General features: G+C 39.4%; 23 protein-coding genes and 1 riboswitch. Of the genes, 17 read left to right on the top strand and 6 right to left on the bottom strand.

What is annotated here, in order from left to right; translation table 11 throughout:
• Positions 1-212 precede the first annotated feature (212 nt).
• Entirely contained in the window at positions 213-1,511 is a 1,299-nt protein-coding gene (locus A361_RS18425) for an NCS2 family permease (RefSeq protein WP_019379662.1), read from the top strand.
• A gap of 249 nt (positions 1,512-1,760) precedes the next feature.
• Here the strand turns inward: A361_RS18425 and A361_RS18420 are convergent, their stop codons facing one another.
• Complete coding sequence (locus tag A361_RS18420) at positions 1,761-2,039, bottom strand: hypothetical protein (RefSeq protein WP_009332520.1); 279 nt, start codon at positions 2,037-2,039, stop codon at positions 1,761-1,763.
• Positions 2,040-2,172: 133 nt separating this feature from the next.
• Between A361_RS18420 and dapF the strand changes: the two genes are divergently transcribed.
• Positions 2,173-3,156, top strand: a complete 984-nt coding sequence (dapF, locus tag A361_RS18415; RefSeq protein ID WP_009332519.1) for a diaminopimelate epimerase — start codon at positions 2,173-2,175, stop codon at positions 3,154-3,156.
• Positions 3,157-3,171: 15 nt separating this feature from the next.
• Here the strand turns inward: dapF and A361_RS18410 are convergent, their stop codons facing one another.
• Positions 3,172-5,010: a DNA ligase D gene (locus A361_RS18410; protein WP_019379661.1), complete on the bottom strand. Its 1,839-nt coding sequence runs from the start codon at positions 5,008-5,010 to the stop codon at positions 3,172-3,174.
• A gap of 144 nt (positions 5,011-5,154) precedes the next feature.
• On the opposite strand from A361_RS18410, the gene A361_RS18405 reads away from it, so the two are divergent.
• From A361_RS18405 to A361_RS18345, 13 genes are all read left to right on the top strand, one after another.
• The gene (locus tag A361_RS18405; protein ID WP_009332517.1) at positions 5,155-6,009 is read left to right on the top strand and encodes a Ku protein; all 855 of its coding nucleotides are present in this window, start codon (positions 5,155-5,157) and stop codon (positions 6,007-6,009) included.
• 132 nt (positions 6,010-6,141) lie between these two features.
• Positions 6,142-6,801, top strand: a complete 660-nt coding sequence (locus tag A361_RS18400; protein WP_019379660.1) for a phosphatase PAP2 family protein — start codon at positions 6,142-6,144, stop codon at positions 6,799-6,801.
• 65 nt (positions 6,802-6,866) lie between these two features.
• Complete coding sequence (locus A361_RS18395) at positions 6,867-7,412, top strand: glycerol-3-phosphate responsive antiterminator (protein WP_019379659.1); 546 nt, start codon at positions 6,867-6,869, stop codon at positions 7,410-7,412.
• A 173-nt stretch (positions 7,413-7,585) separates the two neighbouring features.
• Positions 7,586-8,410: an MIP/aquaporin family protein gene (locus A361_RS18390; RefSeq protein ID WP_019379658.1), complete on the top strand. Its 825-nt coding sequence runs from the start codon at positions 7,586-7,588 to the stop codon at positions 8,408-8,410.
• A gap of 34 nt (positions 8,411-8,444) precedes the next feature.
• The gene (gene glpK, locus A361_RS18385; protein WP_019379657.1) at positions 8,445-9,935 is read left to right on the top strand and encodes a glycerol kinase GlpK; all 1,491 of its coding nucleotides are present in this window, start codon (positions 8,445-8,447) and stop codon (positions 9,933-9,935) included.
• Positions 9,936-10,127: 192 nt separating this feature from the next.
• The gene (locus tag A361_RS18380; protein ID WP_019379656.1) at positions 10,128-11,792 is read left to right on the top strand and encodes a glycerol-3-phosphate dehydrogenase/oxidase; all 1,665 of its coding nucleotides are present in this window, start codon (positions 10,128-10,130) and stop codon (positions 11,790-11,792) included.
• Positions 11,793-11,894: 102 nt separating this feature from the next.
• Positions 11,895-12,854 (top strand): nucleoside hydrolase, encoded by a 960-nt coding sequence (locus A361_RS18375; protein WP_019379655.1) that lies wholly within the window; start codon positions 11,895-11,897, stop codon positions 12,852-12,854.
• Between the two features lie 182 nt (positions 12,855-13,036).
• On the top strand, positions 13,037-13,525 hold the full coding sequence (locus tag A361_RS18370; RefSeq protein WP_009332510.1) for a hypothetical protein: 489 nt from the start codon (positions 13,037-13,039) through the stop codon (positions 13,523-13,525).
• A 574-nt stretch (positions 13,526-14,099) separates the two neighbouring features.
• A riboswitch (ZMP/ZTP riboswitch) is annotated at positions 14,100-14,182 on the top strand.
• 84 nt (positions 14,183-14,266) lie between these two features.
• Positions 14,267-15,127, top strand: a complete 861-nt coding sequence (locus A361_RS18365) for a bifunctional 5,10-methylenetetrahydrofolate dehydrogenase/5,10-methenyltetrahydrofolate cyclohydrolase (protein WP_019379654.1) — start codon at positions 14,267-14,269, stop codon at positions 15,125-15,127.
• A 232-nt stretch (positions 15,128-15,359) separates the two neighbouring features.
• Positions 15,360-15,560: a cold-shock protein gene (locus A361_RS18360; protein WP_009332508.1), complete on the top strand. Its 201-nt coding sequence runs from the start codon at positions 15,360-15,362 to the stop codon at positions 15,558-15,560.
• 300 nt (positions 15,561-15,860) lie between these two features.
• Positions 15,861-17,309, top strand: coding sequence for a DEAD/DEAH box helicase (locus A361_RS18355; RefSeq protein ID WP_019379653.1), 1,449 nt, complete (start codon positions 15,861-15,863; stop codon positions 17,307-17,309).
• Positions 17,310-17,461: 152 nt separating this feature from the next.
• On the top strand, positions 17,462-17,662 hold the full coding sequence (locus A361_RS18350) for a cold-shock protein (protein ID WP_009332506.1): 201 nt from the start codon (positions 17,462-17,464) through the stop codon (positions 17,660-17,662).
• 78 nt (positions 17,663-17,740) lie between these two features.
• Positions 17,741-18,247, top strand: coding sequence for a metallophosphoesterase family protein (locus tag A361_RS18345; RefSeq protein ID WP_009332505.1), 507 nt, complete (start codon positions 17,741-17,743; stop codon positions 18,245-18,247).
• 8 nt (positions 18,248-18,255) lie between these two features.
• Here A361_RS18345 and A361_RS18340 read toward each other — a convergent pair whose 3' ends face one another.
• Complete coding sequence (locus tag A361_RS18340; protein ID WP_009332504.1) at positions 18,256-19,098, bottom strand: GNAT family N-acetyltransferase; 843 nt, start codon at positions 19,096-19,098, stop codon at positions 18,256-18,258.
• Positions 19,099-19,254: 156 nt separating this feature from the next.
• On the opposite strand from A361_RS18340, the gene A361_RS18335 reads away from it, so the two are divergent.
• Complete coding sequence (locus tag A361_RS18335) at positions 19,255-19,653, top strand: hypothetical protein (RefSeq protein ID WP_019379651.1); 399 nt, start codon at positions 19,255-19,257, stop codon at positions 19,651-19,653.
• A gap of 28 nt (positions 19,654-19,681) precedes the next feature.
• Here the strand turns inward: A361_RS18335 and A361_RS18330 are convergent, their stop codons facing one another.
• On the bottom strand, positions 19,682-20,011 hold the full coding sequence (locus A361_RS18330) for a DUF6509 family protein (RefSeq protein WP_019379650.1): 330 nt from the start codon (positions 20,009-20,011) through the stop codon (positions 19,682-19,684).
• A 239-nt stretch (positions 20,012-20,250) separates the two neighbouring features.
• Between A361_RS18330 and A361_RS18325 the strand changes: the two genes are divergently transcribed.
• Positions 20,251-20,460, top strand: a complete 210-nt coding sequence (locus A361_RS18325) for a cold-shock protein (RefSeq protein ID WP_009332501.1) — start codon at positions 20,251-20,253, stop codon at positions 20,458-20,460.
• Here the strand turns inward: A361_RS18325 and A361_RS30290 are convergent.
• Both A361_RS30290 and A361_RS31530 read right to left on the bottom strand, forming a co-directional pair.
• Complete coding sequence (locus A361_RS30290; protein WP_009332500.1) at positions 20,453-20,605, bottom strand: hypothetical protein; 153 nt, start codon at positions 20,603-20,605, stop codon at positions 20,453-20,455. The two genes, A361_RS18325 and A361_RS30290, sit on opposite strands and share 8 nt — an antisense overlap.
• Positions 20,541-20,690, bottom strand: coding sequence for a DUF3898 domain-containing protein (locus A361_RS31530; protein ID WP_157380201.1), 150 nt, complete (start codon positions 20,688-20,690; stop codon positions 20,541-20,543). Before A361_RS31530 ends, A361_RS30290 begins: the two co-directional genes overlap by 65 nt.
• Positions 20,691-20,711: the final 21 nt, after the last annotated feature.

The following is a 20,711-nucleotide window of genomic DNA, read 5'->3' as shown; positions in this document are numbered from 1 at the left end:
GCAATATCTACCAAAATCGGCGGGGGATTTCCGCCGGTTTTTTTAAAAATTTATGGGCAGACGTCTGACCTTTCTATTGGCAGAATGAGTTTTTTTTGATAAAATACTGCTTGTGGCTCACCCGTACTTTTTAGTGATCACTCTTAACTGAGGGAGATGTATACGGGGAGAGCGGGTAGGGAGAGGGCTAATTGAATAGATAGGTAGTATATATGAATAAGTGGTTTAACCAGCTTTTTCAGCTTGATTCAAATGGAACAACTGTAAAAAGGGAGGTTATGGCTGGGGCAATCGGCTTTTTTACGATTGTTTATATTATCGCAGTTAACTCTCTAATTCTCTCTGAAGCAGGAATTCCGCTGGAGGCAGCCATTTTTGCAACCATTATAACATCGGTTGTCGGCTGTTTGATTATGGGGTTTTGGGCAAATGTACCGATTCTCCTTGTGCCTGGAATGGGAATTAACGCTTTGTTTTCCTATACAATGGTCCAATCGATGGGCTTATCCTGGCAGGAAGCATTGGCTGTTGTCTTTATATCTGGTCTGATCTTTGTATTCGTGGCTTTTTCGCGATTCGCAAAGACATTAAGCGAATCGATTCCACATTCACTTAAAGAAGCAATAACAGTGGGACTCGGACTTTTCTTGATGCTGATCGGACTTGAAAAGGGCGGAATCGTTGAAAAAGGGACAAACTCCATTATTGCTATGGGTGAGCTTGGAGACACGCAAGTGCTTGCAACCATCTTAACGTTCCTGCTTGCCATTATTTTATTTATGCGCAATGTGCCTGGCAACTTTTTGATTACTGTTGTAGCAGGAACATTGATAGCATGGGCTTTTGGGCTGATTAATGTGCAAAGTACCGAGGAAAAGCCGTTTGCTCTTTCCGATTATATGGAAGTATTTGGATCGATGTCATTCGATAACTTACTTTCCGTCACTTTTTGGATTGCCATTTTTTCATTGACAATGGTTCTTGTCTTTGAAAATATCGGATTAGTTCACGGTCATGTTGGTTTTATTAATAGGCCGGAACAGTTTAAGCGTGCTTTTCAGGCAACTTCGGTTTCTGCATTATTGTCAGGAATTTTTGGGACAAGCCCGACTGTAGCAACGGTTGAAAGTGCAGCGAGTATGGCTGCCGGCGGACGTACAGGATTGACAGCAGTCACAACTGGATTCCTGTTTATGCTATCCGCATTCTTTATCCCTGTTATTAAATTGATTCCCAACAGTGCAATTGCGCCTATTCTTATCATTATTGGCGGACTGATGCTTCAAAACATCCGTAATCTTGACTTAAAGGATATGAGCGAAAGCTTTCCAGCTATCTTTATCATTGCCATGATCCCGTTCACGTATAGTATTGCGGACGGCATTGCCATTGGATTTATTCTTTATCCAATCTTAAAGATTTCGATTGGCAAAGCAAAGGAAGTTTCATTTGCATTGTATGTCATAGCTGCTTTATTTTTATTCAACTTTGTTTTTCATGTCATTAGTTAATATAGATATATTGGGATGCCCTATTTGGGGCATCCTTTTTCTTTTTTCTTAACAAAGAAAACTGGTGAATTTTGTATAAAAATATAAAAATTCTTTTTGTTCAACAAGTTTCGATACACGAGTTAATATAGGTCTATAGTAATATGGGGTTTTCGGAGGTATATCAATGGAAGTGTTTGTAGCAAGGCAGCCGATTTTCTCCTAAAAAATATACCGGCAAACCGGGCTAATATGTTAGCCGCTGTGCTATTATAGATATTTTTTCTGCGGCTTAATATATCTTTTCATTTCTGCGGCCATATTCCTTTTAGCAGATACCGGAATGTCTGCCTGGGAAAGGTCCTCGGGGAAGGGAAAAATCCCATAGTCATTAAAACGGACCCGGATAATCCCTTCATATACAATTGTATTTTTAAAAAATGCCGTTGTTTCTACAAAGGCATTTTTTTCATTAATAACGCTGCCAAACTCTTCGATCCGCTGGATGAAAAATTTAAATGTATAAAGATCAGTATTAATATCGGCCACTTCCCTAAATGACGGAATTTATCAATTTTCTAATTAGTTAATAATATAATAGGGAAAACAATTATTGAATAATAAATGCTTTTATGGCACTCTTATTTATAAGTTGGGCTACAAATGGTTTGGAGGTATTATTATGAACATTGAATTGCTGAAATGTCATGGATCAGGAAATGATTTCTTTATAATAGATGAAATTTCCCATACGTATAATTTTACAGAAGAGAATCGTGCTGAGCTTGCCAAAGCAATATGTGACCGCAGCACTGAACTTGGTGCAGATGGAATTCTTTTCGTATTAAAAAGTGAAAAAGCAGATGCAAGGATGCGTGTTTTTAATCCGGATGGATCAGAAGCATCAATGTGCGGAAATGGATTAAGATGCGTTGCCCGTTATGTATGTGAACTTCTTGGTCTAAAAGAAGCCATCATTGAAACCATGAAAGCGGATTTGCAGGTAAAAAAGCAAGAGGACATCTTTGAGGACATTCCAACTTATCTTGTTGAAATATCACCTGTTTCATTCGATTTGAAGGATCTTCCTTTAGTTCTCGATAAAGATACTATAATTAATGAAAAAGTCAGCGGGATCTCAGAGGAATTAGCTTTTACGGCCTTAGCAGTCCCTAATCCCCATTTTGTTTCCATTGTGGAGAAAGAGCAAATTACATCTGACCTGCAAAAAAAGATCAGTGAATATTTGAACGGGCCGAATGATTTCTTTCCTGATGGAGTAAATGTCAGCTTTGTAAAGCCGCTAAAAAAAGGGCATATTTATGTAAGGACATTTGAGCGGGGAGTAGGATTCACCAATGCCTGCGGTACAGCCATGTCCGCTTCAACACTTGTCACTTGCATGAATGGGCTGAATAAAATCGAAGAGCCTGTTGAAGTATACAATAATGGCGGAAAAGTGCGCTGTGTAGTTCATGAGAAGAATGGCAGGCAGTCCATTGATTTAATTGGGAATGCCAGCTATGTTTACCGCTGTGAAGCGGAAATCAATATGGAAAAACCGCAAGAGTTCACCCTATCCCAGAAAGAAGAACATACTGGAGAAATTAAGCAATATGCTAAACTTCAGGAATATGCCCAAGCGGTACTTAAAGAATGGATGTAGGATAAGGCATTGGCCTTATCCTTTTTTGTTTTCCTGTTTTAAAAAATCGAGCACTGGAGAAAAGGGCTGATTTTCCTTTGTCTGAAAATAAGAACTGAATGGATCGCCATCGCTGTTTACCCTTTTTATAAGATTGGTTATCTGAAACCGCTCCATTGTGAGTTTCTCATTGACTTCCTCCCAAAACAGAGGAGCAGCAACAGTTGCTGCTTTATTTCCTCTTGCTGAATAAGGGGCAATGATCGTCTTGCCTTCTGCATGCTGGATATAATCCACATAAAGCCGGCCTCCGCGATTTTTCTTTAATCTTTCTATTGTAAAAGAATCGGGATCTTTGGAAATTAGATACTGGGCAATAAATTCGGTGAACAGCCGAGTATCATCAAAGCTATAGGTATTTTCCTGCAGCGGGATATAGATTTGCAGACCTTTATTCCCGGATGTTTTGACAAAGCTGATTAATTTCAGCTGATCAAGCACCTCTTTAATCAATATTGCAGCTTTAATGGCAAGATGAAAAGCGTCCCTCGAAGGAGGATCTAAATCAAACACTATTTCGCTGGGATCATTGCTGTAAATGGTCTTAAATGGGATATGATATTCAAATGCAAGCTGGTTGCCAAGCCAGAGCAGTGTTTGAAGATTATTGCAGACAATATAATTGATGCCTTCAGACATTTCAGTTTCTACAAAATCCGGTGCGTAATCCGGGCAATTTTTCTGGTAGAAAGGCTCAGCAAAGATCCCATGCGGGTAGCGGATTACAGTTAAAAGCCTTTTCTTTAAAAATGGCAGCATATATGGAGCAATCTCTCTTAAAAAGTGAATGTAATCAATCTTTTGAATAGCTGGTGTTTCCCATAATGGCTTATCTGGATGGGTGATTTCTATTTCGGGAGGCAGGTTTTTCTGCTGTTGTATAAATTTCTCATAAGTGCAGGCATCAGGCTTCAAATCGAAACGAAACTGGTGAAAATGCGGTTCGCGCATTTGATCCTCATAAATCTCCAGATATTTAACTTCCACACATATTGCTGGTTCTACATAAATGAATTGGCTGTTTTCATCTGTTTTATTATCTTTGATGATTTGGAATAAGGCTTGTTTTTCATCGGGCTTCAACCCAAAAAGAAACTGTCCGATTGCTATGACAGCATCCCCCTGGAATACACCAGCATAAAAATAGCCATTTGATTTTTCATATGCGGTGATAAAGCAGTTAACGTATTTCCAATTCTTGAATTTAAGCCATAAAGATGATCTCTTTCCTTCTTCCCATTTATTCTTCAACTGCTTTGCCACGATTCCTTCACCATCATGCAGGACAATTTGTTCCCAAAGTTCATTAAAGCTGCGGTATGGAGGGATTAATTGTATCAATCTCGGATCCTTCTCATCAGGTTTTAAGGGCATATTACAATCCTTAAACAAAGCTTCCAGTTCTGCTTTTCTGGTAAAGTACTCTTTATCGGTCATTTTTTTGCCTTTTACCATCAAAATGTCAAAAATAAGAAGACGGCATGGCGCAGTTTTTGCCTTCTCTTGAATTTTCTTTTCAGACCTCATCCTGCCCCTGACCTGGATGGACCCAAAATGGGCTTTATAGGCATTCTCCAGAAAGACTAATTCTCCATCTAGTGTAAGTGGAAGGTATGGTTCGAATTTATCTTTGTTTTGCTCCAAAAAATCCTTAATTTCCGGGAAAATATGTAATAAAGGCTTATCATTCCTGCTTGTCAGTCTGGGTTCCTTGTCCAAGTGCAGGATTGCTCTAAAACCATCATACTTCGCTTCAAAGAGCCATTCCTTCTCTTCCGGAACATCAAAAGTTAAGGTTGGAAGCATTGGTCTCATTCAAATTGGCCTCCTTTACAATCGTTACTATAGTTTTGGCCATTGCCGCTAAAACTACTCAGTTTCCAAATGTTTTAGCGTATCTCCCTTTTTGTTAATACACAAGTTATGAGTACTACATCTAATAAGAATGGGAGTTTGACTATGCACACAATGTGGAAAGGAAGCATCAGTTTTGGGCTGGTGAATATACCAATTAAGCTGCACTCGGCTACAGAAGATAAGGATATAAAGCTGAGAAATCTTCATAAAGAATGTCATTCGCCAATTAAATATGAGAAAACATGTCCTGTTTGTGAAGTAGAAATTAAAAACGAAGATATTGTAAAAGCTTATGAATACACAAAAGGAAAGTTTGTCGTTTTAGAGGATGAGGATTTAGAAAAGCTTAAACAGGAAAATGAGGATAAAGCTGTCGAGATTGTGGACTTTGTAAAAATACAGGAGATTGATCCGATTTATTATAATCGCACATATTATATGTCTCCAGGGGACGGAGGAGGAAAAGCCTATTCCCTTTTAAGAAAAGCGCTGGAGACGTCAGAAAAGGTAGGTTTGGCAAAAATCATTATTCGATCCAAAGAACAGCTGGCTGTGGTCCGGGTATATGAAAACACTCTTGTAATGGAGACGATTCATTACCCTGATGAAGTGCGTAAGGCTGCGGATGTGCCAAATGTACCTGCAGAAGACAAAGTGACTGATAAGGAAATCGATACTGCCATTATGCTGATTGATCAATTAACCACTGAATTTAAACCCGAGAAATATAATGATGACTACCGGACAGCTCTTTTGGAGCTTATCGAAGCAAAACGTACTGGCAAAGATATAGTCACACCGGTCGAAAAAGAACCAGCAGCCAATGTAACCGACCTTATGGCTGCCCTGCAGGCATCAATTGATAAAACCAAGCCTGCTGATGCAGAAACAAAGAAAAAACCGGCAGCTAAAAAGAAACGTGCTCCTGCAAAAACAAAAGCAAAAAAGCAGGCTTAATAGAAATAAAACCGACTTTGCTTTTGCAAAATCGGTTTTTTACTGGAGCTATTTTTTTGAAGAAAAGTCTTCAAAAAATGTTCCGTTTATCAAAGTTAGTGGTAATCCTATAAATAAAAAGGATTTGTTTAAATGAAAAGGAAGAATTTAACATCAAAAAATATCATCTACTTAACGTTGGCAGCTGCAATTATTGGCGGATTTGTGCTGCTTTTTATTGAAATAGTGGACGAATTGAAGGAAAATGAGCTAATTCGATTCGATGAAGCTGTGATTCAGTATGTACAGGCCTTTATTTCTCCCCGGCTCACGGAGTATATGAGCGTGATTACTTTTTTGGGGTCGGTAAAATGGCTGGCTTTTTCTGTAATTATGGCGGTCGTGCTTTTGTTTATATTTAAAAAGAGTTCACTTGCATGGTTCATGGTTCTTTCATCCGGTCTTGGAGCACTTTTCAACTTGCTGCTGAAATGGATTTTCAAAAGAGAACGACCGGATATCAGACCTCTGATTGAGGAGCAGGGATTCAGTTTTCCGAGTGGCCATTCAATGGGATCTTTTATTTTTTATGGCTCGCTGGCCTATATGATCATCCATTTGGCAAAAAGAAAACGATGGAAGACTGCATGGACAGTGATGCTAGGCTGTTTTATCATCATGATTGGGTTAAGCCGCATCTATTTAGGCGTTCATTTTCCCAGTGATGTAATAGCTGGATTTGCAGCCGGAGGTGCCTGGCTGACAATAATGATAATTGGATTCCGCTATTATGAGTACCGCAAAAATGTATAATGGGTATTGAGAAATGCGCAGTTTCTTTATAACATAGGGAAATAACAGATACAGGAGTGGGAACAATGAATCAAAAAATTTTGCCGGCATCTTCAAACATGAAAGAATTTGAAAAGTTCCTGAAAAGCCCCTATGACATTGGTGTATTTCTCGATATGCACATTTCGCAGCTGAAGAATGTTTCGCAGATGGCAAAAGCACATAACAAAAAAATGATTTATCATGTTGATCTGATTCATGGCTTGAAAAGCGATGATTATGCCGCAGAATATATATGCCAGGAATTTAAGCCTTACGGGTTAATTTCTACTAAATCCAGCGTCATCCTAAAAGCAAAGCAAAAAGGAGTGATCGCTGTCCAGAGGATTTTCCTCATCGATTCTCACGCGCTTGAAAAAAGTTATAAATTAATCGAGAAAACCAGGCCGGACTACATAGAAGTTTTGCCGGGAGCCATGCCATGGATGATAAAAGAAGTAAATGAACGTTTGAACACCCCCATATTTGCTGGAGGACTCATCCGATCAGAAGAAGAAGTGAAGAATGCGCTTGGTGCAGGAGCAGCTGCCATTACAACTTCGAAAATAGAATTATGGGAAAGGTTTTCATAAAAAATGTTCAAGGAAAGTTTGACAACGTTTTCATAGACTTGTATACTCGGTTTAACAAGTTAATTTATGTGTCGGAGATTAGGAGATTCACACAGTTTAGCCATTAATGGCTTAATCTGTCGTGAATCTCCTTTTTTGTTTCCGATCACCCAAAACGGAAAGGGGATTTTCAGATGTCTGCTTTTATGGGAGAAATAATTGGAACGATGATCTTGATTGTTTTTGGAGGAGGCGTTGTTGCCGGAGCGAATTTAAAAAAGACTTTCTCTTTCAATGGAGGGTGGATTGTTATCACCATCGCCTGGGGACTAGCTGTAACGATGGGGATTTTTGCTGTAGGATCGATTAGCGGGGCACACTTGAATCCTGCTGTAACAATCGGGTTTGCGCTTAGCGGGGATTTCCCTTGGGCAGACGTGCCTGGCTATATTCTGGCTCAAGTCCTGGGAGGTTTTTTGGGAGGGGTTATTGTATTCCTTCACTATCTCCCGCATTGGAAAGAAACAGAAGACCAGGGTGCTAAACTTGCTGTTTTCTCAACCAGTCCTGCGATTCCCCATACATTTTCAAATTTATTAAGTGAAATGATTGGGACGTTTATTCTTGTACTGGGATTGATGTTTATTGGGGCAAATCAATTTACAGAAGGCTTAAATCCGATAGCTGCAGGCCTTCTGATTGTTGTAATCGGAATGTCGCTCGGAGGGACAACTGGCTATGCGATTAATCCGGCTCGAGACCTGGGACCGCGAATTGCTCATTTTCTTCTTCCGATTGCAGGAAAAGGGAAATCGAACTGGGGGTATGCATGGATACCGGTAGCTGGTCCAATCCTAGGGGGATTAATGGGTTCCGCATTCTATCAAGTGATGTTCGATGACAAAGCTTCAGGCATGTTATGGGCAGTGCTCGGTGTTAATATAATAGTATTAATTCTTTCATATATTTTTGGCAAAAAACAGCCAGGGGAAGTTGATTCTTCTAAAGTGGCTGCATAAATAAAATAATGAACAAGATTGGGAGGAGTCATTTGTGGACAAATATATTTTATCATTAGACCAGGGGACTACTAGTTCGCGTGCTATCCTATTTAATAAAAAAGGGGAAATTGTGCACACGGCGCAAAAAGAGTTCACACAGCATTTTCCAAAGCCTGGCTGGGTTGAACATAATGCAAATGAAATATGGGGTTCAATTTTATCGGTGATTGCAGGTGTTTTTTCGGAATCCGGGATTAAACCAGAGCAAATTGCCGGCATTGGCATAACAAATCAGAGGGAAACAACTGTTGTTTGGGATAAAGAAACGGGAGTCCCGATTTATAATGCGATTGTCTGGCAGTCAAGGCAGACAAGCGAAATTTGCGATGAATTGAAGGAAAAAGGCTATAACGATCTATTCAGAGAAAAAACCGGTCTTTTAATAGATGCCTATTTCTCAGGAACAAAAGTTAAGTGGATACTGGATCATGTGGAAGGGGCAAGGGAAAAAGCCCAACAGGGCAAATTATTATTTGGAACCATCGATACATGGCTAATCTGGAAGCTATCGGGAGGAAAAGCGCATGTGACCGATTACTCCAATGCGTCCCGCACTCTAATGTTTAATATCCACGAACTTAAATGGGATGAAGAGCTGCTGAACATACTCGGAATCCCGAAAGCGATGCTGCCTGAAGTGAAGCCATCTTCCGAAGTGTATGCTAAGACAATTGACTATCACTTTTTCGGCAAGGAAGTACCCATTGCCGGAGCAGCGGGTGATCAGCAGGCAGCGCTATTTGGACAGGCATGCTTCGAGAAAGGAATGGCTAAGAATACTTACGGAACCGGCTGTTTCATGCTAATGAATACAGGTGAAAAAGCGGTACAATCTGAACATGGACTTCTAACTACCATTGCCTGGGGACTTGAGGGGAAAATTGAATATGCATTGGAGGGCAGCATTTTTGTTGCGGGCTCTGCCATTCAATGGCTCCGTGATGGAATGAGGATGTTAAAGGATGCAAAGGACAGCGAAAGCTATGCAAAAAAAGTGGACTCGACAGATGGAGTGTATGTGGTTCCGGCTTTTGTAGGTCTAGGGACACCATATTGGGACAGTGATGTAAGGGGTGCAGTATTCGGAGTCACAAGGGGAACGTCCAAAGAGCATTTTATCCGTGCGACACTTGAGTCACTTGCGTATCAGACAAAAGATGTTCTATCTGCCATGGAAGCGGACTCAGGCATTAAGCTTAAGACGCTTAGGGTTGACGGAGGTGCCGTGAAAAATAACTTCTTGATGGAGTTCCAGTCAGATATTTTAGAGGTGCCGGTAGAAAGACCGACAATTAATGAAACTACTGCGCTTGGTGCAGCTTACCTTGCTGGATTGGCTGTCGGGTTCTGGAAATCCCAGGAGGAAATTGCTGAGCAGTGGGCAATTGATCAATCATTTCATCCATCGATGGAAGAAAAAGTCCGTGCAGGTCTTTATCAAGGCTGGAAAAAAGCAGTCAAGGCAGCAATTGCATTTAAATAGTCAGAAGAAAGTTTTATACACAAGTCATATCTTTTTATGTTATAATAAGATTAAGTTAATAGTTCGGCAGGAGATGCGGAGAGACCACAAAATCATTATCGGGTAAGCGATAATGTATTTTGTGGTCTCTTTTTTATTCCCTGCTTTTAAAGGGTAGTTATAACTAGCCCTTTCGACAAGGAGGAGACAACAATGATATTTTCTAATTTAAATCGTACTGAAATGATAAAAACACTGACAAAGGAAGAATTTGATGTTCTGATTATTGGCGGCGGCATAACGGGAGCGGGAATAGCTCTGGATGCAGCAGCACGGGGAATGAAAACAGCACTCGTCGAAATGCAGGATTTTGCAGCCGGAACTTCCAGCCGTTCAACAAAACTGGTTCACGGCGGATTAAGATATCTTAAACAATTTGAAGTTAAGGTGGTAGCGGAAGTCGGCAAGGAGCGGGCAATCGTATATGAAAATGGGCCACATGTGACTACACCGGAGTGGATGCTGCTTCCGATGCATAAAGGAGGCACATTTGGAAAGTTCTCAACTTCTATCGGACTTAGAGTTTACGACTATCTTGCAGGCGTCAGAAAGTCTGAACGCAGAAGTATGCTCAATGCCCAGGAAACATTATCAAAAGAGCCGCTTGTAAAAAAAGATGGACTTAAAGGCGGCGGTTATTATGTAGAATACCGCACAGATGATGCCCGTCTTACAATAGAGGTAATGAAAGCTGCGGCAGAAAAAGGCGCTATGCCTGTTAACTATTTGAAGGTCGAAAAACTTTTATATGATGAACAAGGAAATGTATGCGGAGCTGCAGCTGCAGATCAGCTGACAGGCAGGGTTCATGAAGTTAGAGCAAAAAAAGTCATCAACGCAGCAGGTCCCTGGGTTGATTCCATCCGCGAGAAAGACGGATCAAAGAAAGGAAAGACCCTGCGTTTGACTAAAGGTGTTCATTTGGTAATAGACCAATCCAAGTTTCCGTTAAAACAGGCTGTATACTTTGATACACCTGACAAACGGATGGTATTTGCCATACCGAGAGATGGTAAGACCTATGTAGGAACAACAGATACATTCTATAATTCTAATCCTGTAAATCCCAAAATGACTGCAGGTGACAGAACATACATCATTAATGCCATTAACTTTATGTTTCCTTCTGTGAAGATAGTGGAGGATGACATTGAATCCAGCTGGGCTGGTGTTCGTCCGCTTATTTGGGAAGAAGGAAAAGATCCTTCCGAAATATCACGCAAAGATGAAATTTGGGAGTCGGATACTGGTTTGCTGACGATTGCAGGTGGGAAACTGACCGGGTACCGGAAAATGGCCGAAACCATTGTTGATTTGCTTGCTGAAAAATTCAAACAGGAATCAAATAGAACATTTAGCGGAAGTATTACAAAAACATTGCCTATTTCAGGAGGAAATGTAGGAGGATCATCCAAATTTCAGGAATTCGTCAGGTTTCAGACTGAAAAAGGAACAAGTATTGGTTTATCAGCGGAACAGTCCAGGCACCTTGTTAAAATGTATGGATCTAACGTCGGTATCATTTTTAATATGATTGAGACGAAAAGGAGTGAAGCTGAGAATTATGGCTTGCCGATTGTATTATGGGCAAAGCTGAAATATGCAATTGAACATGAAATGGCTGCCACCCCTGTAGATTTTTTTAACCGCCGAACAGGAGCGCTGCTTTTTGATATTGAAACGGTAAGAAACTATCAAAAGCAAGTAATTTCATATATGGCTGATGCATTTAAGTGGGATATAGCTGCAGGAAATAATTTTGAAAACCAGCTGAACCAGGAACTCAGTTTTGCGGTAAAGCCGGCAGATCAGGACTAAAGCTCCCCAATTGGGGAGTTTTCATTTTTTAGGAGTATTTTCTTTAACAAAAGGGACATTCCATTGGCATATTATAGACTAGATAGGTAGCGGAGGTGGCTTATGTACAATGTTCTCATGTTTGTTGACTCGGGGGTTGATGATTCACTTGCCCTAATGTATGCCCTTCAGCATCCCGAGATTAATCTAGTAGGTGTAGTCAGCGCTTATGGCAACATAACCAAAGAAGAATCCATCAATAATACTGCATATTTACTGAAACTTGCAGGCAGAGAGGACATTCCCATTATAGCAGGGGCGAGCGGGCCATTATCCGGTGAGACCGCTGTCTTTTATCCTGAAATACACGGGGAGGAAGGCCTCGGGCCCATTCAGCCTCAGGAGAATTTCATCAGCAAAATAAAGGTATATGACATAAACAAAATTATAGAAATTGTAAATGAATACAAAAATGACCTTGTGATCGTTGGAGTTGGAAGGCAGACAGATTTGGCATTGCCGCTCATTCTGTATGGAAAGGATGCATATAAAGATGTAAATGCATTCTATTTAATGGGCGGTGCGTTTTTAGTTCCGGGAAATGTAACACCAGAGGCTGAGGCGAATTTTTACGCTGACCCCATTGCAGCGGATTCAGTGCTTGAAAAAGCAAAAAACATCTATATATTTCCCCTAAATGTAACAAATAAAGCGATTATCAGGCCTGAAACGATTGATTTTATTGCAGATAATACTCAATCGCCTTTTAAAGATCTAATCAAACCTGCTTATGATTATTATTATGAGGCTTATCAAAAGCTTGTCCCGGGAATTAAGGGTGCACCTCTTCATGATGTTCTTGTTTTAAGTGTTCTCACAAATCCTGATCTTGCCAAATATGTAAAACGAAGAGTGAGAATAGAGCAGTTTGGAAAGGCAAAGGGTAAAAGCATAGCTGACTTTAGGCCGGTGCCCGAAGTTGATCCGCCCGAAACACTTGATAATATAGCGATGGAGTTTGATCTGGAACGTTTTGTTATTGATTTTATCGAGGTTTTCCTTGCCCAGAAAAATCAGAAATAGCTTTTGACACTCAGTGTTAAAAGCTTTTTTATTTGGTGTTGAAGGGGAAAGGAAAGTTGGCATAGAATGTATTAACATGGAAAACATTTGCAGTCAGGGAAGGTTTCTTCAGACAAGGAAGAATGGCAATAATTCCATTTAGTTTCAGCATACATTATCAAAATCAAATGGAGGCTTTCAAATTGCTAAAAAACAAGAAATTAAACAGGTTTCTTTCAATTCTGGGAATGGTCATAGCTATTGCCATAGCATATAGTGTACTTGTCTTTTTAAATAAGGATGAATCCAAGGTTCAAAAAACCTCGGCAAATGCGGAGACATCTGAACAGGGATTAATGTACGATGATTTAGGGGACTTCATTGCCTCCAATCATACTTTTTATAATGAAACACTTGGATGGGGAAGAGATCGTAAAGTCAGCTGGCCAAAACAAAGAGATCAGGCTGAATTAATCGTAAATTCGCTTAAAAAAATATCAGCTGAGAATGAGGATTTGCAGACTGACCTGGGCACAATAACACGGCTGGCAGAAACTGTGCAGTCGGGCACTAAGGATAAGGAAGTTTTAATTAAATTGCACCGATATTTTCATGATCTGGATATTGGATTTAATGGCTATAAAGACACAACCGATTATTTTGATGTAACAGAGTATAAAGGAGAAGGCTAATAAGCGGGTGACAAGTTATTTTCTTGACACTTTACCGTAAATAAGATAACATAGTGATTGAAGTATTTGAGGTATATTGTTGAAGTCGTTAATTCACTTGGATTGTTCGGCAGCCGAACCTTCTTTTTTTTGTGAAACTGCGGCTTTTTATTATGTTTCATGCTCTTTAGGATTTTGAAAGAGTAAGCATGTGTTTGTAATTAAGAATAATTTGTGTGGACAGCTTAATGCTGAATTTTCTTCTTAATCATCTTCTATAAACCAGACACTTCTCCGTATTTTTACTTCAGTAAGTTTCTTACCATTTAATATTAAAATCTCAGAGAGCATCTAAGTCGGAAAGAATTCCGACCAACCTGATTCCCACTGGCGCGGTCTAGGAGCCGCAAGGATGGAAGAGAGGCAGGGCTTTCATTGTTTTAGGTAATAACTAATTAACTCAAATATATCATTTATAAGGACAGTATTTGCTGTCCTTTTTTATATATCTCGCAAAAAAACACGAACGTTTGAATAAGTTTCAGTTTAATTATTTGTGTTTTTGTGGTATGATGAATTCATTAGAATAGCTTTTCAAAATCGCAGTGACTGACGACAATGCGGAATGAACCGCTGGGGAGCTGCGTCTATGTATAGCCGGTCGTCTGGGCAGAGATAAGGGATACCCTTGTCTCTTTTTTTCATAACAAAATGGAAAAGCCCGTCAGCCGAATAGGTGCTTTTCCTATAGGAGGAATATGCATGAAAAAAAAGATTATTCTTGATGGAATTGTTGTGGCGAAACATGTGAAAGACCAATTAAAGGATCGAATTGAAGAATTGAAGGGGAAGGATATCGTCCCTTGCTTAGCCACAATTTTGGTGGGAGATGACCCTTCCTCTGAAACGTATGTACGGATGAAGGGGAATGCTTGTGAAAAACTTGGCATATTATCAAAACGTATTCATATGTCAAAGGATACAACAACACAAGAACTATTAGAGAAGATTGCAGAATTAAACAATGATCCTTCTGTACATGGAATCCTTCTACAGCATCCCGTACCAGGACATATAGATGAACGAAAAGCTTTCGAAGCTATTGCTATTGAAAAAGATGTAGACGGTGTTACAAGCCTTGGATATGGACAGACCGCATTCGGTTTTGGTGAATATCCGTCCTGTACGCCTGCAGCTATTTTGGAAATTATGGATTTTTATAAATTGAGTGCTGAAGGTATGCATGCTGTAGTCGTAGGCAGAAGCCCAATCCTTGGCAAGCCGGTCTCTGCCCTTTTACTCAATCGAAACGCAACAGTCACTACGTGCCATTCATATACCAAAAATCTGCCCCAAATTGTAAAGCAAGCTGATATTGTAGTAGCAGCTGTAGGGAAACCTAACTTTATCAAGGGTGAATGGATTAAAGAAGGAGCTATTGTCCTTGATGCCGGATATAATGAAGGAAATATTGGGGATGCAGAGTATGAAAGCTGTGCTGAAAAGGCGTTTGCCATTACCCCCGTACCTGGAGGAGTTGGACCTGTTACGATTTCCATGCTTTTGAAACATACTGTTCATGCTGCAGAAAAAATCGCTGAAATACAAGGGAAGCATAAATAGTTCATTTATCCCTAAATAAAAATTGATCTTTAAAAGGATTGACTTATAACTGGGTGTCGTTTATTATTAGGTTAACGCTGTAAAGTTCGTTATATACTTTTTGGATAAGTAGTCGTAGCTGCAAAGAAATGTAGGCGATCGTTCATCCTCATTTCTGCAAGCTGCGACTTTTTTATGTTTAAGTTTATATGGTACATTATAGTGAAAAACAATTTATTGGGAGGCAACACAAATGAACACAGGTAAAGTTAAATGGTTTAATGCAGAAAAAGGTTTCGGATTCATCGAATCTTCAGAAGGTCAAGATGTATTCGTACACTTCTCCGCTATCCAAACTGAAGGTTTCAAAACTTTAGAAGAAGGTCAAGACGTAACTTTCGAAATCGTTGAAGGTAACCGTGGACCTCAAGCTGCTAACGTAACAAAAGCATAATTTTGCTTAAAATGAGGTGATGCATGTCTAATCATGCATCACCTTTTTATGTTTGCTTATCCACTTTGTAGCCTTCAGCATTCCTCAAAACAGATCTTCTGTAATAACTGCTTTTAGGAATATGTATTTTTCATTTCACCCAATTAAAATACTTCACTTACAAAAAGTTTAAAAATAGTGCAAACGGAAATGTAAAAAAGAGATACAAACTGGAAAGCCTAGTAAAGTGTCCATGTCTTTATACAAAAAACAATCTTTCAGTACCTAATAAGATTTGCAATTCAAGGAGGAAATTATATTTTGACAACTTTTTCAGATTTTGGCTTAAGTAATGAAATAGTAAAAGCCCTTTCCAATATGGGCTTCGAGGAACCAACACCAATTCAGGCACAGGCAATTCCAATCGGAATGAAGGGGAAGGACATGATTGGCCAGGCGCAGACTGGAACTGGAAAAACCACTGCTTTTGGTGTGCCGCTGTTAGAGCAGATTGATTTAAACGAAGGTATTCAAGGTCTAGTCCTTGCGCCAACACGGGAGCTTGCTGTACAGGTGGCAGAAGAATTAAACCGTATAGGACAGGTAAAAGGAGTCCGGACACTTCCTGTTTACGGTGGTCAGGATATCACCCGCCAAATCCGTGCGCTTAAAAAGCACCCGCATATTATTGCTGCTACACCGGGAAGGTTAATTGATCACATTGAAAGAAAAACAATCCGTTTAAGCAACATCAAGATGGTAGTTCTGGATGAAGCGGATGAAATGCTTAATATGGGCTTCATCGAGGACATTGAAAGAATTTTAAGTGAAATTAAAGGTGAGCGCCAAACCCTTCTTTTCTCAGCAACAATGCCAAAAAGAATTCAGTCTCTTGCTGAAAAATTCATGCAGGAACCAGAAATGGTTAAAGTCAAAGCGAAAGAAATGACTGTTAAAAATATTGAGCAGTACTATATGGAAGTGCATGAAAAACAAAAATTTGATGTGCTTTGCAATCTGTTGGATATTCAGTCACCTGAACTGGCTATTGTGTTTGGAAGGACTAAAAAGCGTGTAGATGAAGTGGTGGAAGGTCTTATCAAGAGAGGCTATTCTGCTGAAGGAATTCATGGTGATATTCCCCAGGCGAAAAGAGATCAGGTTATCCGCCGTTTTAAAGAGCAGACAATCGACATAATGGTAGCCACTGACGTTGCTGCACGAGGTCTGGATATTTCAGGTGTTTCCCATGTTTATAACTTCGATATCCCGCAGGATCCTGAAAGCTACGTTCACCGGATTGGACGTACTGGGCGTGCCGGAAATAAAGGGCTGGCAATTACGTTCGTTTCTCCAAGAGAAATTGACCACCTAAAAATAATTGAAAGTGTTACAAAAAGCAAAATGGCGAAAAAGCCTGTTCCTTCCTTTAAGGATGTTGTTGCAGGCAATCAGCAGGCGACTATTAATAAACTTATGGAAGTTATTGAAAAAGAAGAACATGCAGACTTCAAGAGAGTGGCGGAAAGCCTTCTTGAAGATACAGATTCTGTTACTTTGCTTGCTGCAGCCATCAAATTGCTGACTAAAGGTCCTGATGTAACACCGGTTAAATTAACTGCGGTGGAACCTATCCGTGTCAGAAAACCTAAAGGCGATCGCGGCGGAAGAAGATTCAACGACAGGTCCAGAGGCGGCAGCCGTGATAGAAGAGATTTTAAAGGCGGCCGGGACAGACGCACTAAAAACCGCAGCAGCAATAAGGGATAATACGATTTAAAATCAAAAAGAGAAAATGGATATATTGATTTTTTTCGGTACTTTTTGAACATTTTATTATAAAATTAGAGGAATTTACCCATATTAGTAAATGCAGGGTAAAAAATCACTCTGTGAGTTATAGATATTAGGAGGAAATTTACATGGCAACAGGCAAAGTAAAATGGTTTAACTCAGAAAAAGGTTTTGGTTTTATCGAAGTTGAAGGCGGAGAAGATGTATTTGTTCATTACTCTGCAATCCAGACAGAAGGTTTCAAAACCCTTGATGAAGGCCAGGAAGTTAACTTTGACATAGAGCAGGGCCAGCGTGGACCTCAAGCTGTAAATGTAACAAAGTTATAATTAATTGATAAGAGGGTCCCTATTAAGGGGCTCTTTTATTTTTGGGGTAAAATAGGGTATAAAAGTAAGAAGGAAGGAATGATAGTGATTAAAATCCTTATTCTGTCTGATACCCACATGCCAAAGAAGTCAAAACAGCTCCCTGATATACTTCTGAATGAACTTCTCAGCTGTGAATTAATTATTCATGCAGGTGATTGGCAGAGCGTCGAACTGTATTATGAATTAAAACAATATGCACCTGTTGAGGGGGTATATGGGAATACCGACAGTGATGAAATTTGCTCCATTCTTAAGAAAAGAGTACTGCTTAAAATAGAAGGTTTTAAAATTGGGGTTGTCCATGGACATGGAAAGGGAAAAACAACTGAAAAAAGAAGTATAGAAGCATTTGATAAGGAAAATGTTGATGCTATTATTTTTGGGCATTCACATATACCGATAAAGAAACTCCATAATGGAATAATACTGTTTAATCCCGGGTCTCCGACAGATAAGCGCAGGCAGCCGAACTATTCGTTCGGCACCCTGGAAATTTCAGATGAGATGACATTCAATCATGTTTATTTTGATTCAAAGGAATAAAACGTGTTTCAAACCTTGAGTGTGTTCAGATCATATTCGTAATAATCTTGTGTGCCGTATGGTTCAAAGCCGCATGATTTGTACAATGAAAGTGCATGGTCATTTTCTGCAGCTACTTCAAGATGCACCCAGCTAACTCCCTTGCTGTGCTGCAGATTAACAACATTTGTAAGAGCGCCCCTGCCGATTCCTTTCCCCTGAAAAGAAGGATCGACAGCAAAGCCGTAAATCCACGCAGCATCTTTTTCTGTTTGAATTCTGATTTTGCCGGCTTTTTGGCTTTTGTATTCAATGATAAAAGTCCTCTCATTTTTGCAGGCAAAGATTTTTTTATTAAAAACCTCTGCTTCGTCTTTGGGGATATCAAAGCATGCAGTATCCAGATGATTAATGAATGCAAGGTCACTGCTGACTGCTTGCCGCATAGTTACTTCAGAATTTGCTGTTCCGATTTTTTTGGTTTTATGGCGCTTCATTTGATACTCGGAGAATGAATAGGTGCAGGGTAATGATTTAATATAACCTTCTGCTGATTGGGAAGAGGCTGGAGCATTAATAAGTAATTTGCGTGCTTGGGCCAATTGTTTTACTGCCTCATTGAACAAGCTGGAAAAGATGCCTTTTCGTCTATGATTAGGATGAACCATTCCGCATAATTCAACCGGACCTCCGAAATTATATAGAGCAAGGTAACCTAATAAATTCCCGCTATTATCATAATGGAAATAGTCATTTTCCTCGTCGGCCCTTGACTTCAAGGTATCCCAATTTAATTTTAATTTGATATTGCCCGTTTCTTCGCAAATTTGCTGTAGAGAATGAATATCGTTTAATTGTTTTTTTGTCAGCACTCAGGCGGCCTCCTAGATAAAAGAAATAATAAACCAATATTATAAGAAAACGGTTCATACGAATAGTCCTAAATTTCAATCTATTAGCTTTGGATTGAAATTATGTAAATAAATATAGCAATATGTTAGGATTGTATGGAAAAAGGGGGAGAATCAATGAAGAATTTCACAGTGATGTTCCATAAGGAAGATAATATACAGCCGATGGCTGTTCAAAAATTAAATGAAAATGACTTTGAAGTATACACAGAAGGCGGCACAAGGCATTTATTTGAATTGAACTCTAATGTTGGCTATTTTATATTTTTTGATGCTATTGATAAGGAAGGTAAGGAGTCTTACCTGGTTCTTCAATATGAAGGGGAGTCGGAAGAACCCAGTGCATGCTTTGCTTTTGAATTAAAAGATTTCTATCAATTCACCGCTCTTTATCTGAATGACCTTGATTTTAATGAAGGAAATAATGTGGATAGGGAAGAAGAAGCTTATACACCGATACAGCATTTGGCACATTTAATGTATCACATTATTGAAGAGGGTAAAAAAATTCAGTGATAAAATAAAAGAGCAGGTTCTCCTGCTCTTACTCTTGTGCTTGAGAAAGGTTCTCTCTGCAGAAAGCAGAAACTTTCTTTTCTTCCACTTCATCCAAAGCGAAATCCAATATGTTTCCTGAATGACTTTCGACAAAATGATAATTAAGAATCCTCTCATCTTCTCCATTTTTATAATAAAGGACCCTTAACTTAATGCCATTCTCTGAATATAATTCATCGTCTTCATCTACATCGATATCTAAAAAGTATTCGTAGCGGTCACCCGTTAAAATGCCGGTAGGATCCTGTATGTACTCAACAGTATAACTTGTAATATCCATGGTCTTCACCCTTTCTTTCGCTGCTGTACATGTCATTATACACTTTTCCCAGATTGGTTTAATAGTATTTATCAATTTTTTGCCGTGTTTCTAAGGCTGCAGTGTAAGTTTAGAACTTTTTGACAGCGCCCTTTAAATATGTTATACTAATTTTAGTTAAAAGAATATAATATTGCCCATAAACACTTGTTATATAGAGCCAGTGGTTCGTCACTTTATATAGCAAGTGATTTTTATTTTGGGTAAGGGTCTTACTCTTTGGGAGGTGCCTGATTATGGCAATGGGATTTGGCAGAAAAAATTTGGAAGAAATCAAGGTTGAAGAAGTGAAAATCTGGGAGTGTACATCTGAGTCTTGCAACTGCTGGGTAAGGGACAATTTCAAAAGCAGCCAGGTACCTATTTGTCCGATTTGCAAAAGTGAAATGGCAGAAACGACTAAAGAATTGCAAGTCGTTAACAATAACAGCATCTTTTCTAAATAATTGTAAGGGCGATGACATCGCCCTTTATTTTTTTGCTGATTTTTTCTATTACGCTTGCAAGCTCATCAGATCTTAGAAATTCAATAGTGGAAAGCTTTTTTAAACTTAATACTTCCAGATTCAATAAGCAGTACATAACGTCCATTTACTTTAGCTATAGGAATCGTTTCCCTGAAATCTGAAGGAGCCCGATCACGGATACGTTGTCCATCCTTTAACTTAAGCTCAATCTATGGAGAATGTTCGATAAT

The organism is Cytobacillus oceanisediminis 2691 (assembly GCF_000294775.2).
In the GTDB taxonomy this organism is placed as follows: Bacteria; Bacillota; Bacilli; order Bacillales; family Cytobacillaceae; genus Cytobacillus; species Cytobacillus pseudoceanisediminis.
This window is presented reverse-complemented; position numbering and strand designations above follow the sequence as displayed.